This is a genomic window from Thauera propionica (genome assembly GCF_002245655.1).
Classification (GTDB): Bacteria; Pseudomonadota; Gammaproteobacteria; order Burkholderiales; family Rhodocyclaceae; genus Thauera; species Thauera propionica.
The window spans coordinates 30,318-50,886 of sequence record NZ_NOIH01000006.1 but is presented as its reverse complement, the minus strand read 5'-3'; the positions used below and the strand labels follow the sequence as shown (position 1 = coordinate 50,886).

17 protein-coding genes are annotated in these 20,569 nt (G+C 67.9%); 12 read left to right on the top strand and 5 right to left on the bottom strand.

The features are described from left to right. The first annotated feature begins 6 nt into the window (after positions 1 to 6). The 3 genes from aroE to mgtE all read left to right on the top strand — a co-directional run bounded on the left by aroE (position 7) and on the right by mgtE (position 3,135). Positions 7 to 840, top strand: a complete 834-nt coding sequence (aroE, locus tag CGK74_RS05890) for a shikimate dehydrogenase (RefSeq protein WP_094267573.1) — start codon at positions 7 to 9, stop codon at positions 838 to 840. Between the two features lie 6 nt (positions 841 to 846). Then, positions 847 to 1,548: a monofunctional biosynthetic peptidoglycan transglycosylase gene (gene mtgA, locus CGK74_RS05885; protein WP_094267572.1), complete on the top strand. Its 702-nt coding sequence runs from the start codon at positions 847 to 849 to the stop codon at positions 1,546 to 1,548. A 144-nt stretch (positions 1,549 to 1,692) separates the two neighbouring features. After that, positions 1,693 to 3,135 carry a magnesium transporter gene (mgtE, locus tag CGK74_RS05880; protein WP_094267571.1) on the top strand — a complete coding sequence of 481 codons (1,443 nt, stop codon included), beginning with the start codon at positions 1,693 to 1,695 and terminating at the stop codon, positions 3,133 to 3,135. A 410-nt stretch (positions 3,136 to 3,545) separates the two neighbouring features. On the opposite strand, the gene hemL is transcribed toward mgtE, so the two are convergent. The 3 genes from hemL to thiD all read right to left on the bottom strand — a co-directional run bounded on the left by hemL (position 3,546) and on the right by thiD (position 6,443). After that, a complete protein-coding gene (gene hemL, locus CGK74_RS05875; RefSeq protein WP_094267570.1) occupies positions 3,546 to 4,829 on the bottom strand; it encodes a glutamate-1-semialdehyde 2,1-aminomutase in 1,284 nt (427 codons plus the stop codon). Positions 4,830 to 4,936: 107 nt separating this feature from the next. Beyond that, positions 4,937 to 5,587: a thiamine phosphate synthase gene (gene thiE, locus CGK74_RS05870; protein WP_094267569.1), complete on the bottom strand. Its 651-nt coding sequence runs from the start codon at positions 5,585 to 5,587 to the stop codon at positions 4,937 to 4,939. Beyond that, positions 5,580 to 6,443: a bifunctional hydroxymethylpyrimidine kinase/phosphomethylpyrimidine kinase gene (gene thiD, locus CGK74_RS05865; RefSeq protein ID WP_094267568.1), complete on the bottom strand. Its 864-nt coding sequence runs from the start codon at positions 6,441 to 6,443 to the stop codon at positions 5,580 to 5,582. The genes thiE and thiD overlap by 8 nt, the downstream gene beginning before the upstream one ends. Positions 6,444 to 6,557: 114 nt before the next feature. Between thiD and CGK74_RS05860 the strand changes: the two genes are divergently transcribed. The 6 genes from CGK74_RS05860 (at position 6,558) to CGK74_RS05835 (ending at position 16,126) form a co-directional block, all read left to right on the top strand. Further along, positions 6,558 to 6,710, top strand: coding sequence for a rubredoxin (locus CGK74_RS05860; protein WP_276206042.1), 153 nt, complete (start codon positions 6,558 to 6,560; stop codon positions 6,708 to 6,710). 82 nt (positions 6,711 to 6,792) lie between these two features. Further along, positions 6,793 to 7,182 (top strand): response regulator, encoded by a 390-nt coding sequence (locus CGK74_RS05855; protein ID WP_094267566.1) that lies wholly within the window; start codon positions 6,793 to 6,795, stop codon positions 7,180 to 7,182. 26 nt (positions 7,183 to 7,208) lie between these two features. Beyond that, entirely contained in the window at positions 7,209 to 7,574 is a 366-nt protein-coding gene (locus CGK74_RS05850; RefSeq protein WP_094267565.1) for a response regulator, read from the top strand. A 7-nt stretch (positions 7,575 to 7,581) separates the two neighbouring features. Next, positions 7,582 to 8,091 carry a chemotaxis protein CheW gene (locus CGK74_RS05845; protein WP_094267564.1) on the top strand — a complete coding sequence of 170 codons (510 nt, stop codon included), beginning with the start codon at positions 7,582 to 7,584 and terminating at the stop codon, positions 8,089 to 8,091. Between the two features lie 56 nt (positions 8,092 to 8,147). After that, a complete protein-coding gene (locus CGK74_RS05840; protein ID WP_094267563.1) occupies positions 8,148 to 10,286 on the top strand; it encodes a methyl-accepting chemotaxis protein in 2,139 nt (712 codons plus the stop codon). Positions 10,287 to 10,312: 26 nt separating this feature from the next. Continuing rightward, complete coding sequence (locus CGK74_RS05835; protein WP_094267562.1) at positions 10,313 to 16,126, top strand: hybrid sensor histidine kinase/response regulator; 5,814 nt, start codon at positions 10,313 to 10,315, stop codon at positions 16,124 to 16,126. Between the two features lie 102 nt (positions 16,127 to 16,228). Here the strand turns inward: CGK74_RS05835 and CGK74_RS05830 are convergent, their stop codons facing one another. Together CGK74_RS05830 and CGK74_RS05825 are read right to left on the bottom strand one after the other, a co-directional pair. After that, on the bottom strand, positions 16,229 to 17,392 hold the full coding sequence (locus CGK74_RS05830; RefSeq protein WP_094267561.1) for a MalY/PatB family protein: 1,164 nt from the start codon (positions 17,390 to 17,392) through the stop codon (positions 16,229 to 16,231). A 61-nt stretch (positions 17,393 to 17,453) separates the two neighbouring features. Continuing rightward, positions 17,454 to 18,893, bottom strand: a complete 1,440-nt coding sequence (locus CGK74_RS05825) for a cryptochrome/photolyase family protein (RefSeq protein WP_094267560.1) — start codon at positions 18,891 to 18,893, stop codon at positions 17,454 to 17,456. A 127-nt stretch (positions 18,894 to 19,020) separates the two neighbouring features. On the opposite strand from CGK74_RS05825, the gene CGK74_RS05820 reads away from it, so the two are divergent. The 3 genes from CGK74_RS05820 to pyrR are packed head-to-tail and all read left to right on the top strand — an operon-like array spanning position 19,021 to position 20,558. After that, positions 19,021 to 19,596 carry a YqgE/AlgH family protein gene (locus CGK74_RS05820; protein ID WP_094267559.1) on the top strand — a complete coding sequence of 192 codons (576 nt, stop codon included), beginning with the start codon at positions 19,021 to 19,023 and terminating at the stop codon, positions 19,594 to 19,596. Next, entirely contained in the window at positions 19,589 to 20,068 is a 480-nt protein-coding gene (ruvX, locus tag CGK74_RS05815) for a Holliday junction resolvase RuvX (RefSeq protein ID WP_094267558.1), read from the top strand. The genes CGK74_RS05820 and ruvX overlap by 8 nt, the downstream gene beginning before the upstream one ends. Beyond that, positions 20,055 to 20,558 carry a bifunctional pyr operon transcriptional regulator/uracil phosphoribosyltransferase PyrR gene (pyrR, locus tag CGK74_RS05810; protein ID WP_094267557.1) on the top strand — a complete coding sequence of 168 codons (504 nt, stop codon included), beginning with the start codon at positions 20,055 to 20,057 and terminating at the stop codon, positions 20,556 to 20,558. Before ruvX ends, pyrR begins: the two co-directional genes overlap by 14 nt. Positions 20,559 to 20,569 lie beyond the last annotated feature (11 nt).

Sequence of the window (20,569 nt, the reverse complement as noted above, 5' to 3'; positions counted from 1 at the left end):
CCCGCCATGGACCGCTACGCCGTCATCGGCCACCCGATCGCCCACAGCAAGTCACCGCAGATCCACGCGGCATTCGCCCGCCAGACGGCGCAGGACATCAGCTACGAGGCGATCCTCGCACCACTCGACGGCTTCGTCGCCACGGTGCAGGCCTTCCGCGCCGCAGGCGGCCGCGGCATGAACGTCACCGTGCCGTTCAAGCTCGAAGCGTTCGCACTCGCCGACCGCCACACACCACGTGCGCGGGCGGCCGGCGCGGTGAACACCCTGGCGTTCGGCGCGGACGGCATCCTGGGCGACAACACCGACGGCGCAGGCCTGGTGCGCGACCTCACGGTGAACCTCGGCTGCGCCCTGCAGGGACGCCGCGTGCTGCTGCTCGGCGCGGGCGGCGCGGCGCGCGGCGCAATCCTGCCCTTGCTCGGCGAACGGCCCGCGGTGCTGGCCATCGCCAACCGCACCATGGCCAAGGCCGAGGAACTCGTCCGTGCATTCGCCGCCGATGTCGGTGAAACCCGGCTGAGCGCCAGCAGCTTCGCCGCGCTGGCCGGGCAGTCCTTCGACGTCATCATCAACGCCACCGCTGCCAGCCTGAGCGACGACGTGCCGCCGCTACCGCCCGGCCTCTATGCGGACGGCGCGCTGGCCTACGACATGATGTACGGCCGGGGCGACACCGCCTTCATGGCCGCCGCCCGCACCGACGGCGCCGCACGTGTCGCCGACGGCCTCGGCATGCTGGTCGAGCAGGCGGCCGAGAGCTTCACCCTGTGGCGCGGCATCCGGCCCGACAGCCGAGCGGTGCTGGCCGAGTTGCGGCGCCAGATCGACGCCGGCTGAGACCGGATGCGGACGCCACGCACCTGGCTGGGCTGGCTCGGACGCGCGCTGCTGGCGGCCCTGCTGTTGTTGCTGTTCTGGCAGATAGTGCTGTTCACCCAGGTCATCTGGTGGAGCCGCTTCGACCCGGACAGCACCAGTTTCATGCGCATGCGGCTGGCCGAGCTGCGCCAGACCGACCCCAAGGCCACACTGCGCCACCAGTGGGTGCCCTACGAGCGCATCTCGGTGCACCTCAAGCGTGCAGTGGTCGCCGCCGAGGACGATCGCTTCCTCGATCACGAGGGCTTCGACTGGGAAGGTATCCAGCGCGCACTGGAAAAGAACGAGCGCAAGGGGCGACTTGCCGCCGGCGGATCGACGATCTCCCAGCAACTGGCGAAGAACCTCTTCCTGTCGCCATCCCGCAGCTGGCTGCGCAAGGCGCAGGAGGCGGTGATCACGGTCATGATCGAGCGCACCTGGGACAAGCGCCGCATCCTCGAGGTCTATCTGAACGTGGTCGAATGGGGTAACGGCCTGTTCGGCGCCGAGGCGGCCGCCAGGCGGTATTACGGCGTTTCGGCCGCGCAACTCGGTCCCGGACAAGCTGCGCGACTGGCCGTGATGCTGCCGAACCCGCGTCGCTACGAGCACAACTACGGCCCGCGCCTCGCGGCCCACGCCGACCGTATCCAGCGCCGCATGGCCGCCTCGCAGGTTCCCTGACGCCGCACCGCGGAGCGACCGCGGTGCAGTGCAGCAAGAATTGCCCTCAAGTGGCGAAACCGCGCCCCCAAGAGGTGCGGGAAGGGTCGCGTGCAGCGCACCAAGCCCGTAGAATTCGGGTTCAAACCGCAACCGGCCGCGCCCATGACGCAGGAAGAGGAACTCCACCCCGACGACGTTCAACAGCACCTGCGTGAAGTGCAGGAGTTGCTCGCACGTCAGAAGGTCGTCGAGGATCTCGTCCATCGTCAGGACATGCCGCGCCACGAGCTGGTCGAGAACCTCGTGCACAAGCAGCACGAGGCCAGCCTGCGCGCCAAGCTCGACGAACTCCACCCAGCGGACATCGCCTACATCCTCGAAGCCCTGCCGCTCGAGGAGCGCCTTTACGTCTGGGACCTGGTCAAGGCCGAGCGCGACGGCGAGATCCTGCTCGAAGTCTCGGATGCGGTGCGCGAATCGCTGATCGAGACGATGGCGCCGGAAGAGCTGAAGGCCGCCGCCGAATCGCTCGACGCCGACGAACTCGCCGACCTCGCGCCCGACCTGCCGCCCGAGGTCATCCAGGACGTCTTCCAGTCGCTCGACACCGAGGGCCGCGAGCAACTGCGCACCGCGATGTCCTATCCGGAGGACTCGGTCGGCGCGCTGATGGACTTCGACATGGTGACGGTGCGTGAGGACGTCACGCTCGAGGTGGTGCTGCGCTACCTGCGCCGCTTCGACGAACTGCCCGACCATACCGACAAGCTCTTCGTCGTGGACCGCGAGGACCACCTGAAGGGCATCCTGACCCTGGAAAGCCTGCTGATCAGCGACCCCGAACTGGAGGTCGCCGAGGTGATGCGCTCGGAGACGGTGATCAGCTTCACGCCCGAGGACGAGGCGGACGAGGCTGCCCAGGCCTTCGAGCGCTACGACCTGATTTCCGCTCCGGTCGTCGACAGCGAGAAGCGCGTGATCGGACGCCTGACGGTGGCCGACGTGGTCGACTTCATCCGCGAGGAGTCCGAGGCCGAAATCCTGAGCAACGCCGGTCTGCGCGAGGAGGAGGACATCTTCGCGTCGGTGTGGGACTCGGTGAAGAACCGCTGGGCCTGGCTGGCGATCAACCTGGTGACCGCCTTCGTGGCCTCGCGGGTGATCGGCATGTTCGAGGATTCGATCGAGAAGCTGGTGGCACTGGCCGCGCTGATGCCGATCGTGGCCGGCATCGGCGGGAACTCGGGCAACCAGACGACGACGATGATCGTGCGCGCGATCGCGATGGGTCAGGTGGAGCAGTCGGCCATGCAGCGCCTGCTGAAGAAGGAGCTGGGGGTGGCGCTGTTCAACGGCCTGGTGTGGGGTGGCCTGCTGGGCGTGCTGGCATGGTGGCTGTACGGCAGCGCATCGCTGGGTGCGGTGATGACCAGTGCAATGACGCTGAACCTGCTGCTGGCCGCGAGCGCAGGCGTGATGATCCCGATGCTGCGCCAGCGCCTTGGCGCGGACCCGGCGATCGGCGGCTCGGTGATGATCACCGCGCTCACGGATTCAGGGGGCTTCTTCATCTTCCTGGGACTGGCGACGCTGTTCCTGATGTAAGCAGCATGCGCCGCCGCAATGGCAGTGCGGCAGGGGCGTTTCTCCGGGGGCTCGCAGGCGTCTCCGCTCGATCGCTCGCTGCGGGGACGTGTGCGGGGTGCTCCTTCCGGGTCTGCGGAACTCGCTTCGCTCGGACAGTCCTCGCCCCTTCAGGAGCACCCCGCACGCATCCTTGAATCGTGCAAGATGCTTAACGCAAAGGCCCCAGCGGGTCATATCTCCCGGCAGTGCTCGAAGCGACGGGACCCACTGCCGACGTGCGCATGTCTTTCAGCCTCCGAGCGAAGACGACGGTAGCCGGGGAGGCGCGGGGTATGCGTGAAGAGGCGAGGACTGTCTGAGCCCGAAGGGCGAGTTCCGCAGCCTCGGAAGGCATACCCCGCACCTCCCAGGCGGATCTCACCCCCCCGTCAACCCAGCTTCGTAAACACCTCGCGCGCCGCCGCCACCGTCGCGTCGATCTCCGCAGCGCCGTGCGCCGCCGACACGAAGCCGGCCTCGAAGGCCGAGGGCGCGAAGTAGTGGCCCGCGTCCAGCATGGCGTGGAAGAAGCGGTTGAAGCGCTCCTTGTCCGACGCCATCACATCGGCGAACGAAGCCGGCACCTTGTCGGCGAAATAGACGCCGAACATGCCGCCTACCGAATCCGCGCTGAAGGTGACGCCGGCGTCCCTGGCCGCAGCGGCAAGACCATCGACCAGGCGCTGGGCGCTGGCGGCCAGGCCTTCGTAGAAACCGGGCTCTCGCGTCAGCTTCAGCGACACCATGCCCGCCGCCACCGCCACCGGGCTGCCCGACAGCGTACCGGCCTGGTAGACACTGCCGAGCGGCGCGATCTTCTCCATGATGTCGCGGCGGCCACCGAAGGCACCCACCGGCATGCCGCCGCCGATGACCTTGCCCAGCGTGGTCAGGTCGGGGGAGATACCGGTCAGCCCGGCCACGCCCTGCGGGCCGACGCGGAAGCCCGTCATGACCTCGTCGAAGATCAGCACCGCACCGTATTCGGTGCAGAGGCGGCGCAGGCCCTCGAGGAAGCCCGGCTGCGGCTTGATAAGGTTCATGTTGCCGGCCACCGGCTCGACGATGATGGCGGCAATCTCGTCGCCGCGCGCCTTGAACACGTCCTCGACCTGCTGCAGGTCGTTGAAGTGGAGCACGATGGTGTGCTTGGCAAAGTCGGCCGGCACGCCACCCGAGGATGGGTTGCCGAAGGTCAGCAGGCCGGAGCCCGCCTTCACCAACAGGCTGTCGGCATGGCCGTGGTAGCAGCCCTCGAACTTGATGATCGCGTCGCGACCGGTGAAACCGCGCGCCAGGCGGATCGCGCTCATCGTCGCTTCGGTGCCGGAGCTGACCAGGCGCACCATCTCGACCGAGGGCAACAGCGCGCAGATCAGCTCGGCCATCTCGACTTCGCTTTCGGTCGGCGCACCAAAGGACAGGCCCTTCAGCGCCGCCTCGCGCACCGCCTCGACGATCGCCGGATGGGCGTGGCCGGCAATGGCCGGCCCCCAGGAGCCGACGTAGTCGATGTAGGCCTTGCCGTCGGCATCCCACACGCGCGCGCCCTCGGCGCGCTCGAGGAAGCGCGGCGTGCCGCCGACCGAACGGAAGGCACGAACGGGCGAATTGACGCCGCCGGGAATGGTCCGCTGGGCGCGCTGGAAGAGGGTTTCGTTGCGACTGGTCATGGTGCGTTCGTCCTGGACTGCATTCGAAAGGCGCCATTGTCGCGCCCGCAAGCCAGGCCGGTCCACCACACGGATCAAGAACGCGGCACGGCGCGGGCAACCCTGCGTCAGAAGAGCGTGCGATAGGCCGCAGCGCGCGCCGTCGGGTCCGCCGCGCCGAACACGTCGCTGACCACCGCGATCAGATCGGCCCCGGCCAAAATCACCTGCGCTGCGTTCTCCAGCGTGATGCCGCCGATCGCGGCCACTGGCAGGCCGAGTTCGTCCCGCGCGCGCGCCAGCAATGCAAGTGGCGCAGGAGGCGCATGCGGCTTGGTGGGAGAGGGGAACATCGCGCCGAAGGCGACATAATCGGCGCCCGCCGCAGCGCCCGCCTTCGCCCGACCCCAGTCGGCGTAACAGGTCACGCCGAGGATGCGGCCTTCGCCCAGCACGCGGCGCGCGGCTGCGGGATCACCATCGTCGCGCCCCAGATGCACGCCGTCGGCACCGATCTCGAGCGCGAGCGCCAGATCGTCGTTGACGATCAACGGCACGCCAGCTGCGCGGCACAGGGCCAGCAACGCCTCCGCCTGTTCCCGCCGCTCGGTGCCAGCGACGCGCTTGTTGCGATACTGCAACAGGGCTGGCCGGCCGGCCAGCACCCTGCGTGTCAGCTCGAGGAGGCGCGCGCCATCGGTCTCGTCGGGGGTGATGGCATACAGGCCACGCAGGCGCCGGCAAGCCAGGACAGGCGACGGCGGCGCCTGCTCACTCATCTTCCGCTCCCTTGCCACGCGCCCAGAAAAAGCGGTCCGGCAGTGCGACGCCCATGCCCGGCCGATAGGCATGACGCAGCGTCTGCTGGGTGAACTCCTGTGCCTCGCGTACCGCCTCAGCAACCGCCATGCCATGTGCCAGCGCAGCCGCCACCGCGGCGGCCAGAGTCGTCCCAGCGCCGAGATAGCGCTCGGCCAGCCGCGGCCACGCATCGGTGCGCAACACGCCGTCCTGCGCCACCAGGGTGTTGACGACCTGCGGTCCGTGCGCGGCGCCATCGGTCAGCAGAATGAACTCGGTGCCGCACGACAGCACCCGTTCGAGCGCATCGTCGACGCCGGGCTCGTCCCCCTCGTCGCCATCGGCGCCGTCATCCTCGGCAGCCCCGGTCATGCCGGCGAGCCGGCACAGTTCGTGGCGCCCCACCACCAGCAGCGTGGTCTGCGGCAGGATCAGGTCGGCCAGCGCCGAGGCCATCTCCTCCCCGCCCTCCGCCGTGTCGTTGGCCGAATAGAGGGCAGGCTCCACCACCAGCGGCAGTTCGGGGTAGTCGGACAGGATCTCCGCGATGGCCGCGATGTTCTCCACGCTGCCCGCGAACCCGAGCTTGAACGCCGCGACCGGAATGTCCTCGAGCACGGCCCGCGCCTGCGCCACGATCACCTCGGGCGACTGCGCCCAAGCCTCCTCGACAGCCCGCGTGTCGCGGGCGATCGCCGCCGTCTGCACGGCAAGCGGATGGCATCCCATGCTCGACAAAGTCAGCACATCGGCGACAATTCCGCCGCCAGCGGTTACGTCACCCGCCCCCAGGCAGAGTACTGCGGGGGGCATTTCCGGAATCTCGATTGGCATGAGCGAGAAGTCCGCCACAGAAGGCGGCGAAAAGTATGCGTTAATATTGCGTCCAATTTTACTCCCGCCCCCGGATTGAGTCGAAAGATGGCCGATACGCCTTACAAGACCTACATGTGTCTGATCTGCGGTTTCATCTATGACGAAGCCGCCGGTCTGCCCGAAGAAGGCATTGCGCCCGGCACGCGCTGGGAAGACGTCCCGCCGAACTGGACCTGCCCTGAATGCCAGGCGCGCAAGGAGGATTTCGAGCTCGTCGAAATCTGACACCCCGTTTCACTCCCCGAGGCTCGTCACCGGATCGCGATCCCGATGGGCCTGCACCACGATCAACCCGAGGACAGCTTGCATGGACCTTGCCGGACTGAAGGTGATGGTCATCGACGACAGCAACACGATTCGCCGCAGCGCCGAGATCTTTCTCGGCCAGTCCGGCTGTCAGGTGCTGCTCGCCGAGGACGGCTTCGATGCCCTGGCGAAGATCGCCGACCACAACCCCGACGTAATCTTCGTCGACATCATGATGCCGCGGCTGGACGGATATCAGACCTGCGCCCTGATCAAGAAAAACCCGCGGCTGGCCTCGACCCCAGTGATCATGCTGTCATCGCGCGACGGATTGTTCGATCGCGCGCGCGGCCGCATGGTGGGCTCGGACGAATACCTCACCAAGCCCTTCACCAAGGACAGCCTGCTGAAGGCCGTCGCGCAACACGCCGGCCGCAGCAGCGCCACTTGAATCAACCTTCCCTAGGACTTCACACGATGCCGATCCGCAAAATCCTCGTGGTGGACGATTCGCCCACCGAACGCCTCGCCCTGCAGGAAGTACTTGCCCGCAACGGTTACGAGATCATCACCGCCGAAAGCGGCGAAGAAGCCATCCAGCGCAGCAAGGCCGACAAGCCCGACCTGATCCTGATGGACGTGGTCATGCCCGGCATGAACGGTTACCAGGCCACGCGCACGATCTCGCGCGACGACGCCACCCGCAACATCCCGATCATCATGTGCACCACCAAGGGCGAAGAGACCGACAAGATCTGGGGCATGCGCCAGGGCGCCTACGCCTATATGGTGAAGCCGGTCGACCACAACGATCTGCTCGCCCGCATCCGGGCCATCGGCTGAGGCGATCATGGCCCGACGCAGCAGCCTGCGCGAATTCCAGGAAGGCCTCGCCCGCCGGCTGGCGGAAGCCCGCAGCACGGACCGACGCGGCCTGCTCGGATTCCAGGCCGGTAACGAGAACTGGTTGATTGACCTGTCCGAGGCTGGCGAAATCCTGCCGCCACCGCCGCTGTCGTCGGTGCCGCTGACCCGCCCGTGGTACCGCGGGCTTGCAAACGTGCGCGGCACGCTTTTCGGCGTTGTTGACCTGTCGCAGTTCCACGGCCACGCCCCGGTCATTGCCGCGGGTCGCGCCCGCCTGCTGCTCGTCGGCGCGAAGCAGGGCGTCAATTGCGCGCTGCTGGTCAGCAGCTCGCTGGGCTTGCGCAGCCAGGACGACTTCGAGCCCGACACGGACGCCGACGCGCGCCAGTGGGTGAGAAACCGGCTGCGTGACGCACAGAACAACCTCTGGCTGCAACTCGACGTCGGCAAGCTCCTGGCCAGCCCGGACTTCCTCGACGCCGGCCTGGCCTGATCCCCGTATTCATTCCCGATCCCCGCACATTCCTCCAACAAGGCGGAGCAAGCATCATGGCATTCAAGCTCTTCGGCAACAAAGCAGCGGCCCTCGAAACCCCGGGCAGCGACACCTCGACAATCATCGATACCGGCGCCGCAGTGGCCGCTGCCAAGGCAAAGGCCAAGCCGAAGGCTGACAGCGCGCCCGCTGCGTCGCTCACGATTGCCGAGCGCCTGCGCAACCTGGGCATGCTGTTCGGCGCACTGGCGATCACCACCGTAGGCCTGGCCCTGTATCAGGGGCAGCAGACGGCAAACGGCACCCTGCACGTCACCGCGTCGAGCGAACTGCAGATGCTCTCCCAGCAGATTGCGAAATCCGCCCAGCTTGCCGTGCGCGGAAACGCCAACGCATTCAACGAACTAGACGGCAGCCGCACCCGCTTCGCCGAGCTGCTGCAGGCGCTGAACCAGGGCGGCGCAGTCGGTGACGCAGTCGCGCCGCCGGCCCCGGCCGCGGTACGGGGGCAACTCGATGCACTGGGAAGCGCCTGGCAGGACACCGAGCGCAACACCGCACAGCTGATAAAGGAACGCCAGAACCTCATCGCGCTGTACTCCGTGGTGTCCGCAATGAACAACTCGAATGCCGAACTGCTCGACATCAGCGAGCGCGTCGTGCAGCTCGCCGAACAAGGGGGCGCGAACCAGGCCGGACAAAGTGCCGCCCACCGCGGCATGATGCTGACACAACGCCTGGCGAAGAACGCCAACGCGCTGCTCGCCGCCGACGTCATCGACCCCGAGGTCGCCTTCGTGCTGAGCCGTGACGCCGAAGCGCTGCGTTCCGAACTCGAGACGCTGTCGCGCACCGCCATCGACAGCGAGCTGCGTCGCCAGGTCGAAGCGCTCGCCACCGCGGCCACGCCGACCTTCGACGCAACAGACGAAATCCTCTCCACGATCCAGAACACCGTGCTGGCAAAGCAGGCCGGCAGCCGCATCTTCAGCGACTCGGTACCGCTGCTTGCCCGCGCGGGCGAGCTCACCGAAGAGCTGAACCGCAACTACCGCGGCCTCACCCTCATTCATCTGCTGATCGCCGCCGGCGCCCTGCTGAGCGTGCTCGTGCTGGTGGCGATGGTGCGTGCCTACCGCACGGACGTGGCCGAACGTAGCGCGGAACTGGAAGCCCAGCGAAGCAGTGCGGAAAACGAACGCAACCTGTCGCAGCAGGCCATTCTGCGACTGATGAACGAAATGGGCGACCTCGCTGACGGTGACCTTACCGTGCGTGCAACGGTGACCGAGGACATCACCGGCGCCATTGCCGACTCGGTCAACTACACGGTCGAGGAGCTCTCGGTGCTGGTGCGTCGAATCAACGACGCCGCAAGCCGCGTGACCAGCGCCACCGAGTCCGCCCAGCGCACGTCCAAGGAACTGCTCGAGGCGACCGAGCGCCAGTCGCGCGAGATCGAGGAAGCCGGTGCCACGGTCCAGCGCATGGCGCAGTCGATGACGGACTCGTCCGAGCTCGCCACCCAGTCCGCTCTGGTTGCACGCCGCTCGCTGGACGCTGCGCGCAAGGGCGCGGAAGCGGTGGAGAACACCATCCGCGGCATGAACGACATCCGTAGCCAGATCCAGGAGACCTCCAAGCGGATCAAGCGCCTGGGTGAGTCCTCGCAGGAAATCGGCGAGATCGTGGAACTGATTTCGGACATTACCGAGCAGACCAACGTGCTGGCACTCAACGCCGCCATCCAGGCCGCGTCGGCCGGCGAAGCGGGCCGCGGCTTCACCGTGGTTGCGGAAGAAGTGCAGCGTCTGGCCGAACGTTCGGCTGAAGCGACGAAGCAGATCGCAGCGATCGTGAAGACGATTCAGACCGACACCCAGGACGCCGTCGGCGCCATGGAGAACGCCACGCGCGACGTGGTCGAGGGCGCCCAGCTGTCCGACGCCGCAGGCCAGGCCCTGTCCGAGATCGACCAGGTTTCGCTCGAGGCCGCACGCCTGATTGAACAGATTTCGACCGACACGCAGCAGCAGGCGGCCACCGCCGACCGCGTTGCCGCAACGATGAAGGACATTCTGACCATTACCGAGCAGACCACGCTCGGCACGCAACAGACGGCAGTGTCGATCGGCCAGCTGTCCGACCTTGCCGTCGAACTGAAGGGCTCGGTTTCGGGCTTCAAGGTCTGAACGCGATCATCGTCGGGAATCAAGTCATGACATTAGCCACCGAGACGGATCTGGGCCCGCTCACCTGGGTGAAGGGCGAGATCGATGCCGCCTTGCAGCGCACGGCGGACGCCCTCGACCAGGCACGGAGCGCGGAGGACGCCGCGGGCCAGGTGCAGTTTGCACAGACGCATCTCCATCAGGTCCGTGGCGCGCTGTCGATCATCGGCCTCGATGGCCTGACCCAGTTCGCCGATGCGACCGAGCTTCTGCTCGGCCTGATGGCGCGCGGCGAGATGCCTGTCGACGAAACGACGCTGTCGCTCTCCACCCGCGCCGTGCACAGCCTGGGCAACTACCTCGAGGAACTCGCGCACGGGGCACCGGACCAGCCCATGCGGCTGGCTCCCCTGTACGAGGAAATCGCCGCTGCGCGTGGCCTGCCCCTGCCCTGCGCCGCGGACCTGTTCTATCCGGATCTGTCGCGCCGTCCGCCACGCCGCAGCGCCGTCGCGCGCGATCCGGCCACATCGCAGGCCATCCTGCGTCAGGCCCGTGCGCGTTTTGAACGCGGCCTGCTCGAGTGGCTGCGCGGCCGCAGCGCTGGCGCCGCCGCGATGCGAGAGGCCATCGCCGATGTCGAGTCGGTACAGGCCTCCGCGGCCAACCGCAGCCTGTGGTGGGCCGCACTGGCCTTCTACGACGCCCTGCTCAACGACAGCCTGGTTGGCGACATTGGCGTCAAACGCCTGTGCACCCAGATCGACGCCCAGTTCCGCCGTCTGCTCAAGGGTGCCCCCTCGGCACCCGACCGACTGTTGCGCGACATCCTCTACCGTGTGGCCGGCAGTCCGGCACGCACCGCGCACCAGCACGAAGTCCGCGCCTGCTGGCAGCTCGATGAACTAATGCCCTTGGCCGGCGCCCGCGTCAGCGATATCCCGCTCGGCCCCCTGCTGCAGAACCTTCAGCAGATCCTTGCCCCGGCGCGCGAGCAATGGGACAGCTTCTGCGAAGGCACGGCGGTGGCCCTCGGCCGTTTCGACGATCACCTGAAGGCGCTGGTCCAGGCCTCCGCCGCACTCGCGCGCCCCGCAACCCTGCAGCTCATCGCCGGTCTGAGCGATCTCGCCCAGTGGCTGCGCCGCGACCCCTTGAAGCACTCGGACGCCATCGCGATCGAGGTTGCGTCCGCCCTGCTGCTGCTCGAAAGCGACTTCGGACAGCGTTTCACCGACGTTGCGCTTGCCGAACAGATGAACCTGCGCCTCGCGCGCCTGGAAGCGCTGCAGCGCGGTGAGCTGCCCCCGGCGGAGACGGCCGGGCACGGCCTGCTGCATGCCCGCGAGAGCCAGGAGAAGGATGCGATCACCCAGCTCTGCCGCGAAATGCGATCGAGCCTGGCGCAGGTCGAGCAGACTCTGGACGACTACTTCCGCAACCAGAACAAGCATGAGTCCCTCGCGCAACTGCACCAGCCGCTGCAGCAGGTCGTCGGCGCGCTGAGCATGCTCGGGGAGACCGAGGCCCTGAGCCTCGTGCGTGACGCCGCGACCCGTATCGCCAGTCTCGCCAGCGCACCGACCGAAGCGGACCCCGCGGAGTTCGAGACCCTGGCGCACCAGCTGTCGGCACTGGGCTTCTACCTCGACGCCCTGCCGCTTGGCGCCGCCCGGCTCGAGGACTTCCTGCACCCCGAACGCCGCCGCACGGAGGCCGAAGCGGCCGAACCGGAACCCGAGTTCGCACCCGCGCTCGAGCCCCAGACCGAGGTCGGCGCCGTGCAAGTGCCGATCGAGCCGGCGCAACCGCTCGAAGTTGCCGCCGGCACGCCCGAGATCGCGGCGGAACCCACGACGGAGCCGGCCGAGGCGATCGAATCGCTGTTCGTCGAGGAACTGGAAGAGCTCGAAGACCTCGCCGTGGAGACCGCACCGGCGCCCCAGCCCATAGCCCCCGCGCCTGCGGCTGCGGCCGTCCTGCCGGAAAGCGACGCCGAGATCGACGCCGAACTGCTGGAGATCTTCATTGAAGAAGCGACCGAGGTCCTCGCCACCATCCGTGAGCACCTCGAGCTTGCGCGCAGTGCGCCGCAGGACAGCGAGCATCTGACCACGATCCGCCGTGGCTTCCATACCCTCAAGGGCAGTGGCCGCATGGTGGGGCTCAGCGCGCTTGGCGAGGCGGCGTGGGGGCTGGAACAGACCATGAACCGCTGGCTGCAGCTCGAATGGCCCGTCACCCCGGCATTGCTGCACCTTGTCGATGCCGCGCATCAGGTCTTCTCCGCGTGGGTCGAGCATCTGCAGACCGGCTGCGGACAACCCGACGCAAGCACCGTGCTGAGCGAGGCCGAACGCCTGCGCAGCAGTGATGCCGCGACCCTGGAACCGGGCGAAGTCTTCGCCGCCCCGGCAGCGCAGCCGGAAATGGCCGCCGCAGCGAGCGTCACCGACGAAGCGTGGCCGCAATTCCCGAACCTCGATCTTTCCGAGACGGGCGAGATCCTGCCGCTGCACGACGAAACCCTGCTGGAACTGGACGCCTCCTTCCTCGACGAACAGGAAGCGCAGCCGGAACCCGAAAGCGCCGGCGTCGCCGAGATCGACTTCGGCGCAGTACCGGAACCCGCCGTGGCAGGAGTGGCATCGACCACCGCCGAGCCAGAAGCACCGACGATCGAGTCGATCGAACTCGAGGCGCCGGAGATCGCCGCCGTCGATGTCGCGCTGCCGCCGGACGAGGTCATCGAAGCCGAACTGCCGGCCGCCGAAGAGCTCGAGCCGGCCGAGGAAGTCCTTGAGCCGTTCGAGGCGCTGGAAGTCGAGGCGCAGCAGCCCGAGACCGCCCAGGAAGAGACCATCCCACCGATCGCGGTAGAAGGCGAAGTCGGCCTCGAAGCCGAAGCCGCAATCGAACCCGAAGCCTGGGCCGAGGCGGAAACCGTGGTCGAGTTCGAGGCGATACCGGAACCCGCTGAGGCGCCCACGCCGTCCGTCGAGGTAGAGACGGAGAGTGCCGCAGCGACGCCAGCCGCCGAGACCTTGCGGATCGGCGATATCGAGATCTCGCCTGCCCTCTACGAACTGTACCAGTCCGAGGCCCGCCAGCACCTGGCGACGCTCGCACAGGACTTCGAGCGCCTGTCCCAGCACACCGACGCACAGCCGACGGAGTCGGCCATGCGCGCCGCGCACACGCTGGCCGGCATCTCGGGCACGGCGGGCTTCAACGCACCGCACGAGCTGGGCCGCGCCCTCGAACATGCAATCGAGCGCCTGCGCGAGCAGGGGCGCGCGCCCCAGCGTGACGAACTCGCGGTGCTGCGCAGGGCCCAGACCGCGCTGCAGGGCATGCTGGCCGAAGTCGCGCTGCGAGCCGTTCCCGAGGCCTCGGGCACGCTTGTCGCCGAACTCAATGCGAGCTGCCACGTCCCGGCGCCCAGTCCGATGCCTGTCATGGCAGAAGAGCCGCTCGCAGAAGAGCCGCTCGCCGAAGCGCAGGCAGTCGCAGCCACGGCGGAGCCGGGCGAACTGGCACCCGCAACGTCTGCCGCAGCGCCGAGCGCGCCCCCAGCCGATCTGCTGCCCGTTCCGCAGGACGAAATCGACACCCAGCTGCTGCCGATCTTCCTTGAGGAAGCGGCCGAGCTCATGGGCCAGCTGCATGCCGCCGTCCGGGCCTGGCATGCGGCGCCGGATGCAACGCAGTACCCGACGACCATCGCGCGCCAGTTGCACTCCCTCAAGGGCAGCGCGCGCATGGCCGGTGCGATGGCGCTGGGCAGCCACCTCCATCAGCTCGAATCCCGGCTGGAGGACGGACTGGCCGACAAGGCCGGCCCGGGCACGCTGTTCGAAGACCTCGCCTTCGGCCTCGACCTGTGCGAACAGATGATCGATGGGCTGGCGGGCCTGCCCGCGCCCGGCGCCGAGCAGGCCGCTGCTGGCGAAAGCGCCACAGCCCCCGCCGCTGCAACGGCGGCGGCGGTCGCCACCGTCACCGGCGAAGTGGCGGCAGAAGGCGAAGCAATCGCTTCGGCGACGCTGCGTGTACGCGCCGAACAGGTCGACCGTTTCGTCAACGAAGCCGGCGAAATCGGCATTGCGCGCACCCGCATCGAAGGCGAGCTGCGCACGCTGCGCCGCTCGCTGCTCGACCTGACCGAGAACGTGATCCGCCTGCGCAACCAGTTGCGCGAGGTCGAGATCCAGGCCGAAGTGCAGATGCAGTCGCGTATCGCCCAGGCCGAATCGCATCACGCCGAGTTCGACCCGCTCGAGATGGACCGCTACACGCGACTCCAGGAACTCACGCGGATGATGGCCGAGAGCGTGAACGACGTGACCACCGTGCAGCAGACCCTGCTGCACAACCTGGACGGCGCCGACCTCGCCCTGAACGGTCAGGGCCGCACCACCCGCGAGCTGCAACAGGGGCTGATGCGCGTGCGCATGCTGCCTTTCGACAGCCTGGCCGACCGCCTGTATCGCGTCGTGCGCCAGAGCGCGAAGGAGCTCGGCAAGCGTGCCAGCCTCGACCTGCGCGGCGGCCGCATCGAGATCGACCGCAGCGTGCTGGAACAGATGGCCGCACCGCTCGAGCACCTGCTGCGTAACGCGGTGGCACACGGCATCGAGAGCCCGGCCGACCGTACGGCTGCAGGCAAGCCCGAAACCGGCCAGATCGTGCTGACGGTCACGCAGGAAGGCAACGAAATCGCCATCGACCTGCAGGATGACGGCAGTGGCCTCAATTTCGAGCGCATCGCCGAGCGCGCGCGCAAGAACGGGCTGATCGGGCCCGACGAGCACCCGGACACCAAGCGCCTGACCAACCTGATCTTCCTGTCCGGCTTCAGCACGGCCGGCCAGCTGTCGGCCGTGTCCGGCCGCGGGGTCGGCATGGACGTGGTGAAGGCGCAGACCGCGTCACTGGGCGGGCGCATCGACGTCGCCAGCACCGCCGGTCAGGGGACGAACTTCCGCATCTACCTGCCGCTGACGCTCGCGGTGACTCAGGCGCTGCTCGTGAAGGCCAGCGGCCGCACTTGGGCGATTCCGTCGAACATGGTCGCGCAGGCGATGGAGCTCAAGCCCGATGCGCTCAAGCGCGTTCAGGACGAACGCGGTATCGAGTGGCAGGGCCAGCATTATGCCTACCGCTACCTGCCGCGCCTGCTCGGCGACCGCGCGAGCCTGCCCGAAGAGCAGCGCTACAACTGGCTGCTGCTGCTGCGTGCCGGCGCGCAGACCCTGGCACTGCATGTGGACAGCATGCGCGGCAACCAGGAAATCGTGGTCAAGAACGCCGGACCGCAGCTCACCCGCATCGTCGGCATGACCGGCGCCACGGTGCTCGCCGACGGCGAGATCGCGCTGATCCTGAACCCGGTCGCCCTTGCCAGCCGCAGCCTCGACAGCGGCACCGAAACGGACGAGGCGCGCATCGTCGCCGAAGCGCCGCCGGTCGCGGTGCACCAGCCGACGGTCATGGTGGTCGACGATTCGCTGACGGTGCGCCGCATCACCGGCCGCCTGCTCGAACGCGAGGGCTACCGCGTGATCACGGCCAAGGACGGCGTGGATGCGCTGGAGCAACTGGTCGACATGGTCCCCGACGTGGTCCTGTCGGATATCGAGATGCCGCGCATGGACGGCTTCGATCTGGTCCGCAACATCCGCGCCGATGCCCGCACCCGCCAGGTCCCGGTGATCATGATCACCTCGCGCCTGGCGGACAAGCACCGCCGCTACGCGGAGGAAGTGGGCGCCAACCACTATCTGGGCAAGCCGTACCAGGAAGAGGAGCTGCTGGCCCTGCTGGCCGGCTACACCCGGCCCGAGACCGCCGCAGCCTGAGCTGCACCGCGGCAGACGCCCCGGTTTCCGCCGCATGCAGGCGGGCCGGGGCGTTTTCTTTCAGGCAGCCCGTTTCAGGCCACCGACGTCAGACCACCGACGTCAGGCGACCAGGGCTGCCGCCATGCGCGCGAGCGCCTCGTCCAATGTCGCCCGCGGACAGCCGAAGTTGAGCCGCAGCCAGCCCGGCGCACCGAAATAACGCCCGTCGGACAGGCCCACGCCGGCCGCCTCGAAGAAGGCCGCCGGGTCCTCGACGCGGCGCGCCGCCATCATGCCGCGGCAGTCGATCCACGCCAGGTAGGTCGCTTCGGGCCGCGTTGCCGTTAATCCGGGCATCGCCGCGACAGCTTCCAGCACGCGAGTACGGTTGCCGCGCAGGTAATCGAGCAGCGCCGTACGCCAGGCTCCGCCGTCGCGGTATGCGGCTTCCGTCGCCACCATGCCGAGCACGTTCACGTGCGGGATCAGCCCGCGCATCGCGTGGCGGTAACGGCGGCGCAGTGCGGCATCGGGAATGATGGCGAACGCGCAGTACAGCGCGGGGATGTTCCAGGTCTTGGACGGCGCCATCAGCGTGATCGTGCGCTTCGCCACGGCCTCGTCCAGCGCGGCGATCGGGCGATGCGGTCTGTCCTCGTCGAGCACAAGGCCGCAATGGATCTCGTCGGAACAGATCAGCAGGTCGTGGCGCGCAGCAAGATCCGCCAGCCGCCGCAGCTCCGTGCTGTCGAACACACGCCCCACCGGGTTGTGTGGCGAGCACAGCAGCAGCATCCGGCTGCGCGCATCCACCGTCCGCTCGAGCGCGTCCCAATCCCATTGCCAACGGCCATCAGCCAGCACCAGGTCGCAGCGCTGCAGCAGGCGGCCGGTGTTGTCGGGTGCGGACAGGAAGGGCGGATACACCGGCGCGGCGGTAACGATGCCGTCCCCCGCTTCACCGGCGATCGCGCATGCGAGATTGAAGCCGGTCACCACGCCGGGCAGCCACACCAGCCAGTCGGGCTCGATCGACCAGCCGTGGTCGCGCCGCAGCCCCTCGACCACCGCCTCCACCAGTGACGGCCAGGCCTCGGTGTAGCCGAACACACCGTGGTCGATGCGTCGGTGCAGGGCCTCGATGACCGTTGGCGGCGCAGCGAAATCCATGTCCGCCACCCACAGGGGCAGCACGTCGCGACCGGCATAGCGGCCCCATTTCTCGCTCGGCAGGCTGCGGCGGTCGATGATGCGGTCGAAGTCGAAAGCGGCAGCGTCGCTCATGGGAACAATCCGGTCGTGAGATCGGAAGGGATTGTCCCGCATTCGCGCGGCAGGCGGGCACTCAGCCCTTGAGCACCCCGAAACGCTGCAAGGTGCGCTCTCGCGCCATGGCATGATCCACGACGGGGCCGGGGTAATCGACGCCGATCTTCGTCCGGCACGCGGTCTGGTCGATGCTGCCCATGGTCCACGGCGCATGGATGAACTTGTCCGGCACCCGCGCCAGCTCGGGCAGGTAGCGGCGGATGAAGCGCCCCTCCGGATCGAACTTCTCCGACTGCGTCACCGGATTGAAGATGCGGAAGTAGGGCTGCGCGTCGCAGCCGGTGGAAGCCGCCCACTGCCAGCCGCCGTTGTTGGCGGCGAGGTCGTAGTCGTTGAGGTGGGTGGCGAAGTAGCGCTCGCCCAGGCGCCAGTCGATGCCCAGGTCCTTGGTCAGGAACGAGGCAACGATCATGCGTAGGCGGTTGTGCATCCAGCCGGTCTGGTTCAGCTGACGCATCGCGGCATCCACGATCGGATAGCCGGTGCGCGCCTCGCACCAGGCGGCGAAGAGCGCCGGCGCGTCGTCCCACTTCACCGCGTCGTACTCGGGACGGAAGGCGCGTTCGACCACCTGCGGGTGGTGCCACAGGATCTGGTGGTAGAAGTCGCGCCAGATCAGCTCCGACAGCCAGGTCTCCGCCCCCTCGCCGCCGTGCGCACGGGCATGGGCGGCGAGCTGGCGGATCGACACGGTGCCGAAGCGCAGGTGCGTCGACAGGTAGCTGACACCCTTCACCGCCGGGAAGTCGCGCGCACGCTTGTAGCGGCCGATGCGTGCGGCGAAGTCCTCGAACAGGCGCTTGCCGCCGCTCATGCCGACCGGCATCTGAAGTTCGCCGAGATTGGTGGGCTCGAAGCCGATGTCGGCCAGGCCGGGCAGGCTCTCGCCCACCGGCTTGGGGGCGAGATGCGCAGCGTACTCTTCCACCGGCCAGGACTTGAGCTGGGCCGCATCCACGGCCTTCAACCAGGCATTCTTGTAGGGCGTGAATACGCTGAAGGGCTTGCCTGCCTGGGTCAGCACCTCGTCACGTTCGAAGATCACCTGGTCCTTGAAATCATCATAGCCGATGCCCTCCCCGGCCAGCGCCTGCGCCACGCGGCTGTCGCGCACGATCGCGTCCGGCTCGTAGTCGCGGTTGGCGAAGACCTTGTCGACGCCGAGTTCGCGTGCCAGGCGCGGGATCTCGTCCTCGGCATGACCATGGCGCACGATGAGTCCGGCACCCGGCACCCCTGCCACCCGTGCCATCGCCTCGAGGGCCACATCCAGTTCGGCCACGCTTGCATGGATGAACTCGACCCGGCGGTCGCGGCGCGAAGGCAGCACATCGAGGATGGCGGTGTCGAAGACGAAGGCGCAATGCACGCGCTCGGCGAAACGCAGCGCGTGATGGAGCGCGGCATGGTCGAAACTGCGCAGGTCGCGGCGAAACCAGACAAGGGCTGAGGGCATGGTTTTGTCCTGGACAAAGTTGGCACATTATGGCGCATCCGCAGGTACGTGGGGTTGAGCCCGGCGTTTGAGCCTGCGCCCATCGTGACAGCGCGCCGGCGCCAAGAACCCCGACGATCGGCGTAAAATGCCGTGCATGGAAACTCCCACGGCCAACTTCACGCATCACTTCCTGATCGCCATGCCCAACATGGCCGATCCTCATTTCGCGCGCACGCTGACCTACATCGCCGAGCACAACGAGCAGGGCGCGCTCGGCATCATCGTGAACCGCCCGATCGACATGACGCTGGCCACGCTGTTCGAACGCATCGAGGTGCCACTCGAGGCTGATGGCTTCGAAGCCCAGCCGGTCTATTTCGGCGGCCCGGTGCAGACCGACCGCGGCTTCGTGCTGCACCGCCCGGTCGGTGACTGGCATTCGACGCTGAAGGTCAGCGAAGACGTCGGACTTACCAGCAGCCGCGACGTGCTGCAGGCCATCGGCGCCCACGGCGAACCAAGGGACATGCTGGTGACGCTCGGCTATGCCGGCTGGGCCGCGGGCCAGCTCGAACAGGAGCTGATGGACAACGCCTGGCTGACCGTGCCGGCCGACATGGCCATCGTCTTCGACCTGCCCCCCGAAGAACGCCTGGCCGCAGCGATGCAGAAGCTCGGCGTGGACTTCACCAACCTCAGCGAGGTCGCAGGGCATGCCTGACGCGGCTGCCGCCGCCCTCGCCCCCCAGGCCGCACTGCCCGCGCGCGGCACCCTGCTCGGCTTCGACTTCGGCCTGGCGCGCATTGGCGTCGCCACCGGCGAACTCGAGACCGGCCAGGCCAGTGCCCTGGTCACGCTGCACGACGAATCGAACGACGCCCGCTTCAAGGCGATCACCAAACTGATCGCCGAATGGCGTCCGGTGGCGCTGGTGGTGGGCATTCCCACCCATCTCGACGGCAGCGAGCACGAGCTCACCACGCGCTGCCGCCGCTTCGCCAACCAGCTGCACGGCCGCTTCGGCCTGCCCGTGTTCGCGACCGACGAACGCCTGTCCTCGGTCGCCGCCGAATCCGAACTTTCCGCCGGCAACCTCAAGGGCTGGCGCCAGCGCAAGGCGGTGCTCGATGCCGCCGCCGCCCAGATCATCCTGCAAACCTTCCTGGACGCACGCCGCCATGAAACAACTTGATGCCGAAGCGCTATGCCGGCAACTCGCCGAACAGATCCGCCCTCACGTCACGCCGGCCACCGCACTGGTCGGCATCTACACCGGCGGCCTGTGGCTGGCCGAGCGCCTGCACAAGGAACTCGGCATCCAGCAGCCGCTGGGTGCGATCGACGTATCCTTCTACCGTGACGACTACGGCAGCAAGGGCCTGCACGCCAAGCCGCAGAAGACGGGGATTCCGTTCAACGTCGATGGCGCGCACGTGATCCTGGTGGACGACGTGCTCTACACCGGCCGCACCACCCGCGCTGCGCTCAACGAGCTGTTCGACTTCGGCCGCCCGGCCGCGGTGGAACTGGCGGTGCTGGTCGACCGCGGCAGCCGCGAGCTGCCGATCGCCGCGCGTTACTGCGCCCACACCCTGCCCGAAGCCCTGCCGCGCGACCAAAGCCTCGAGCTGCAGCGCGACGACACTGGCGGCTTCACGCTGAAGCTGACGCAGCGCACCTGACACACGGCCGA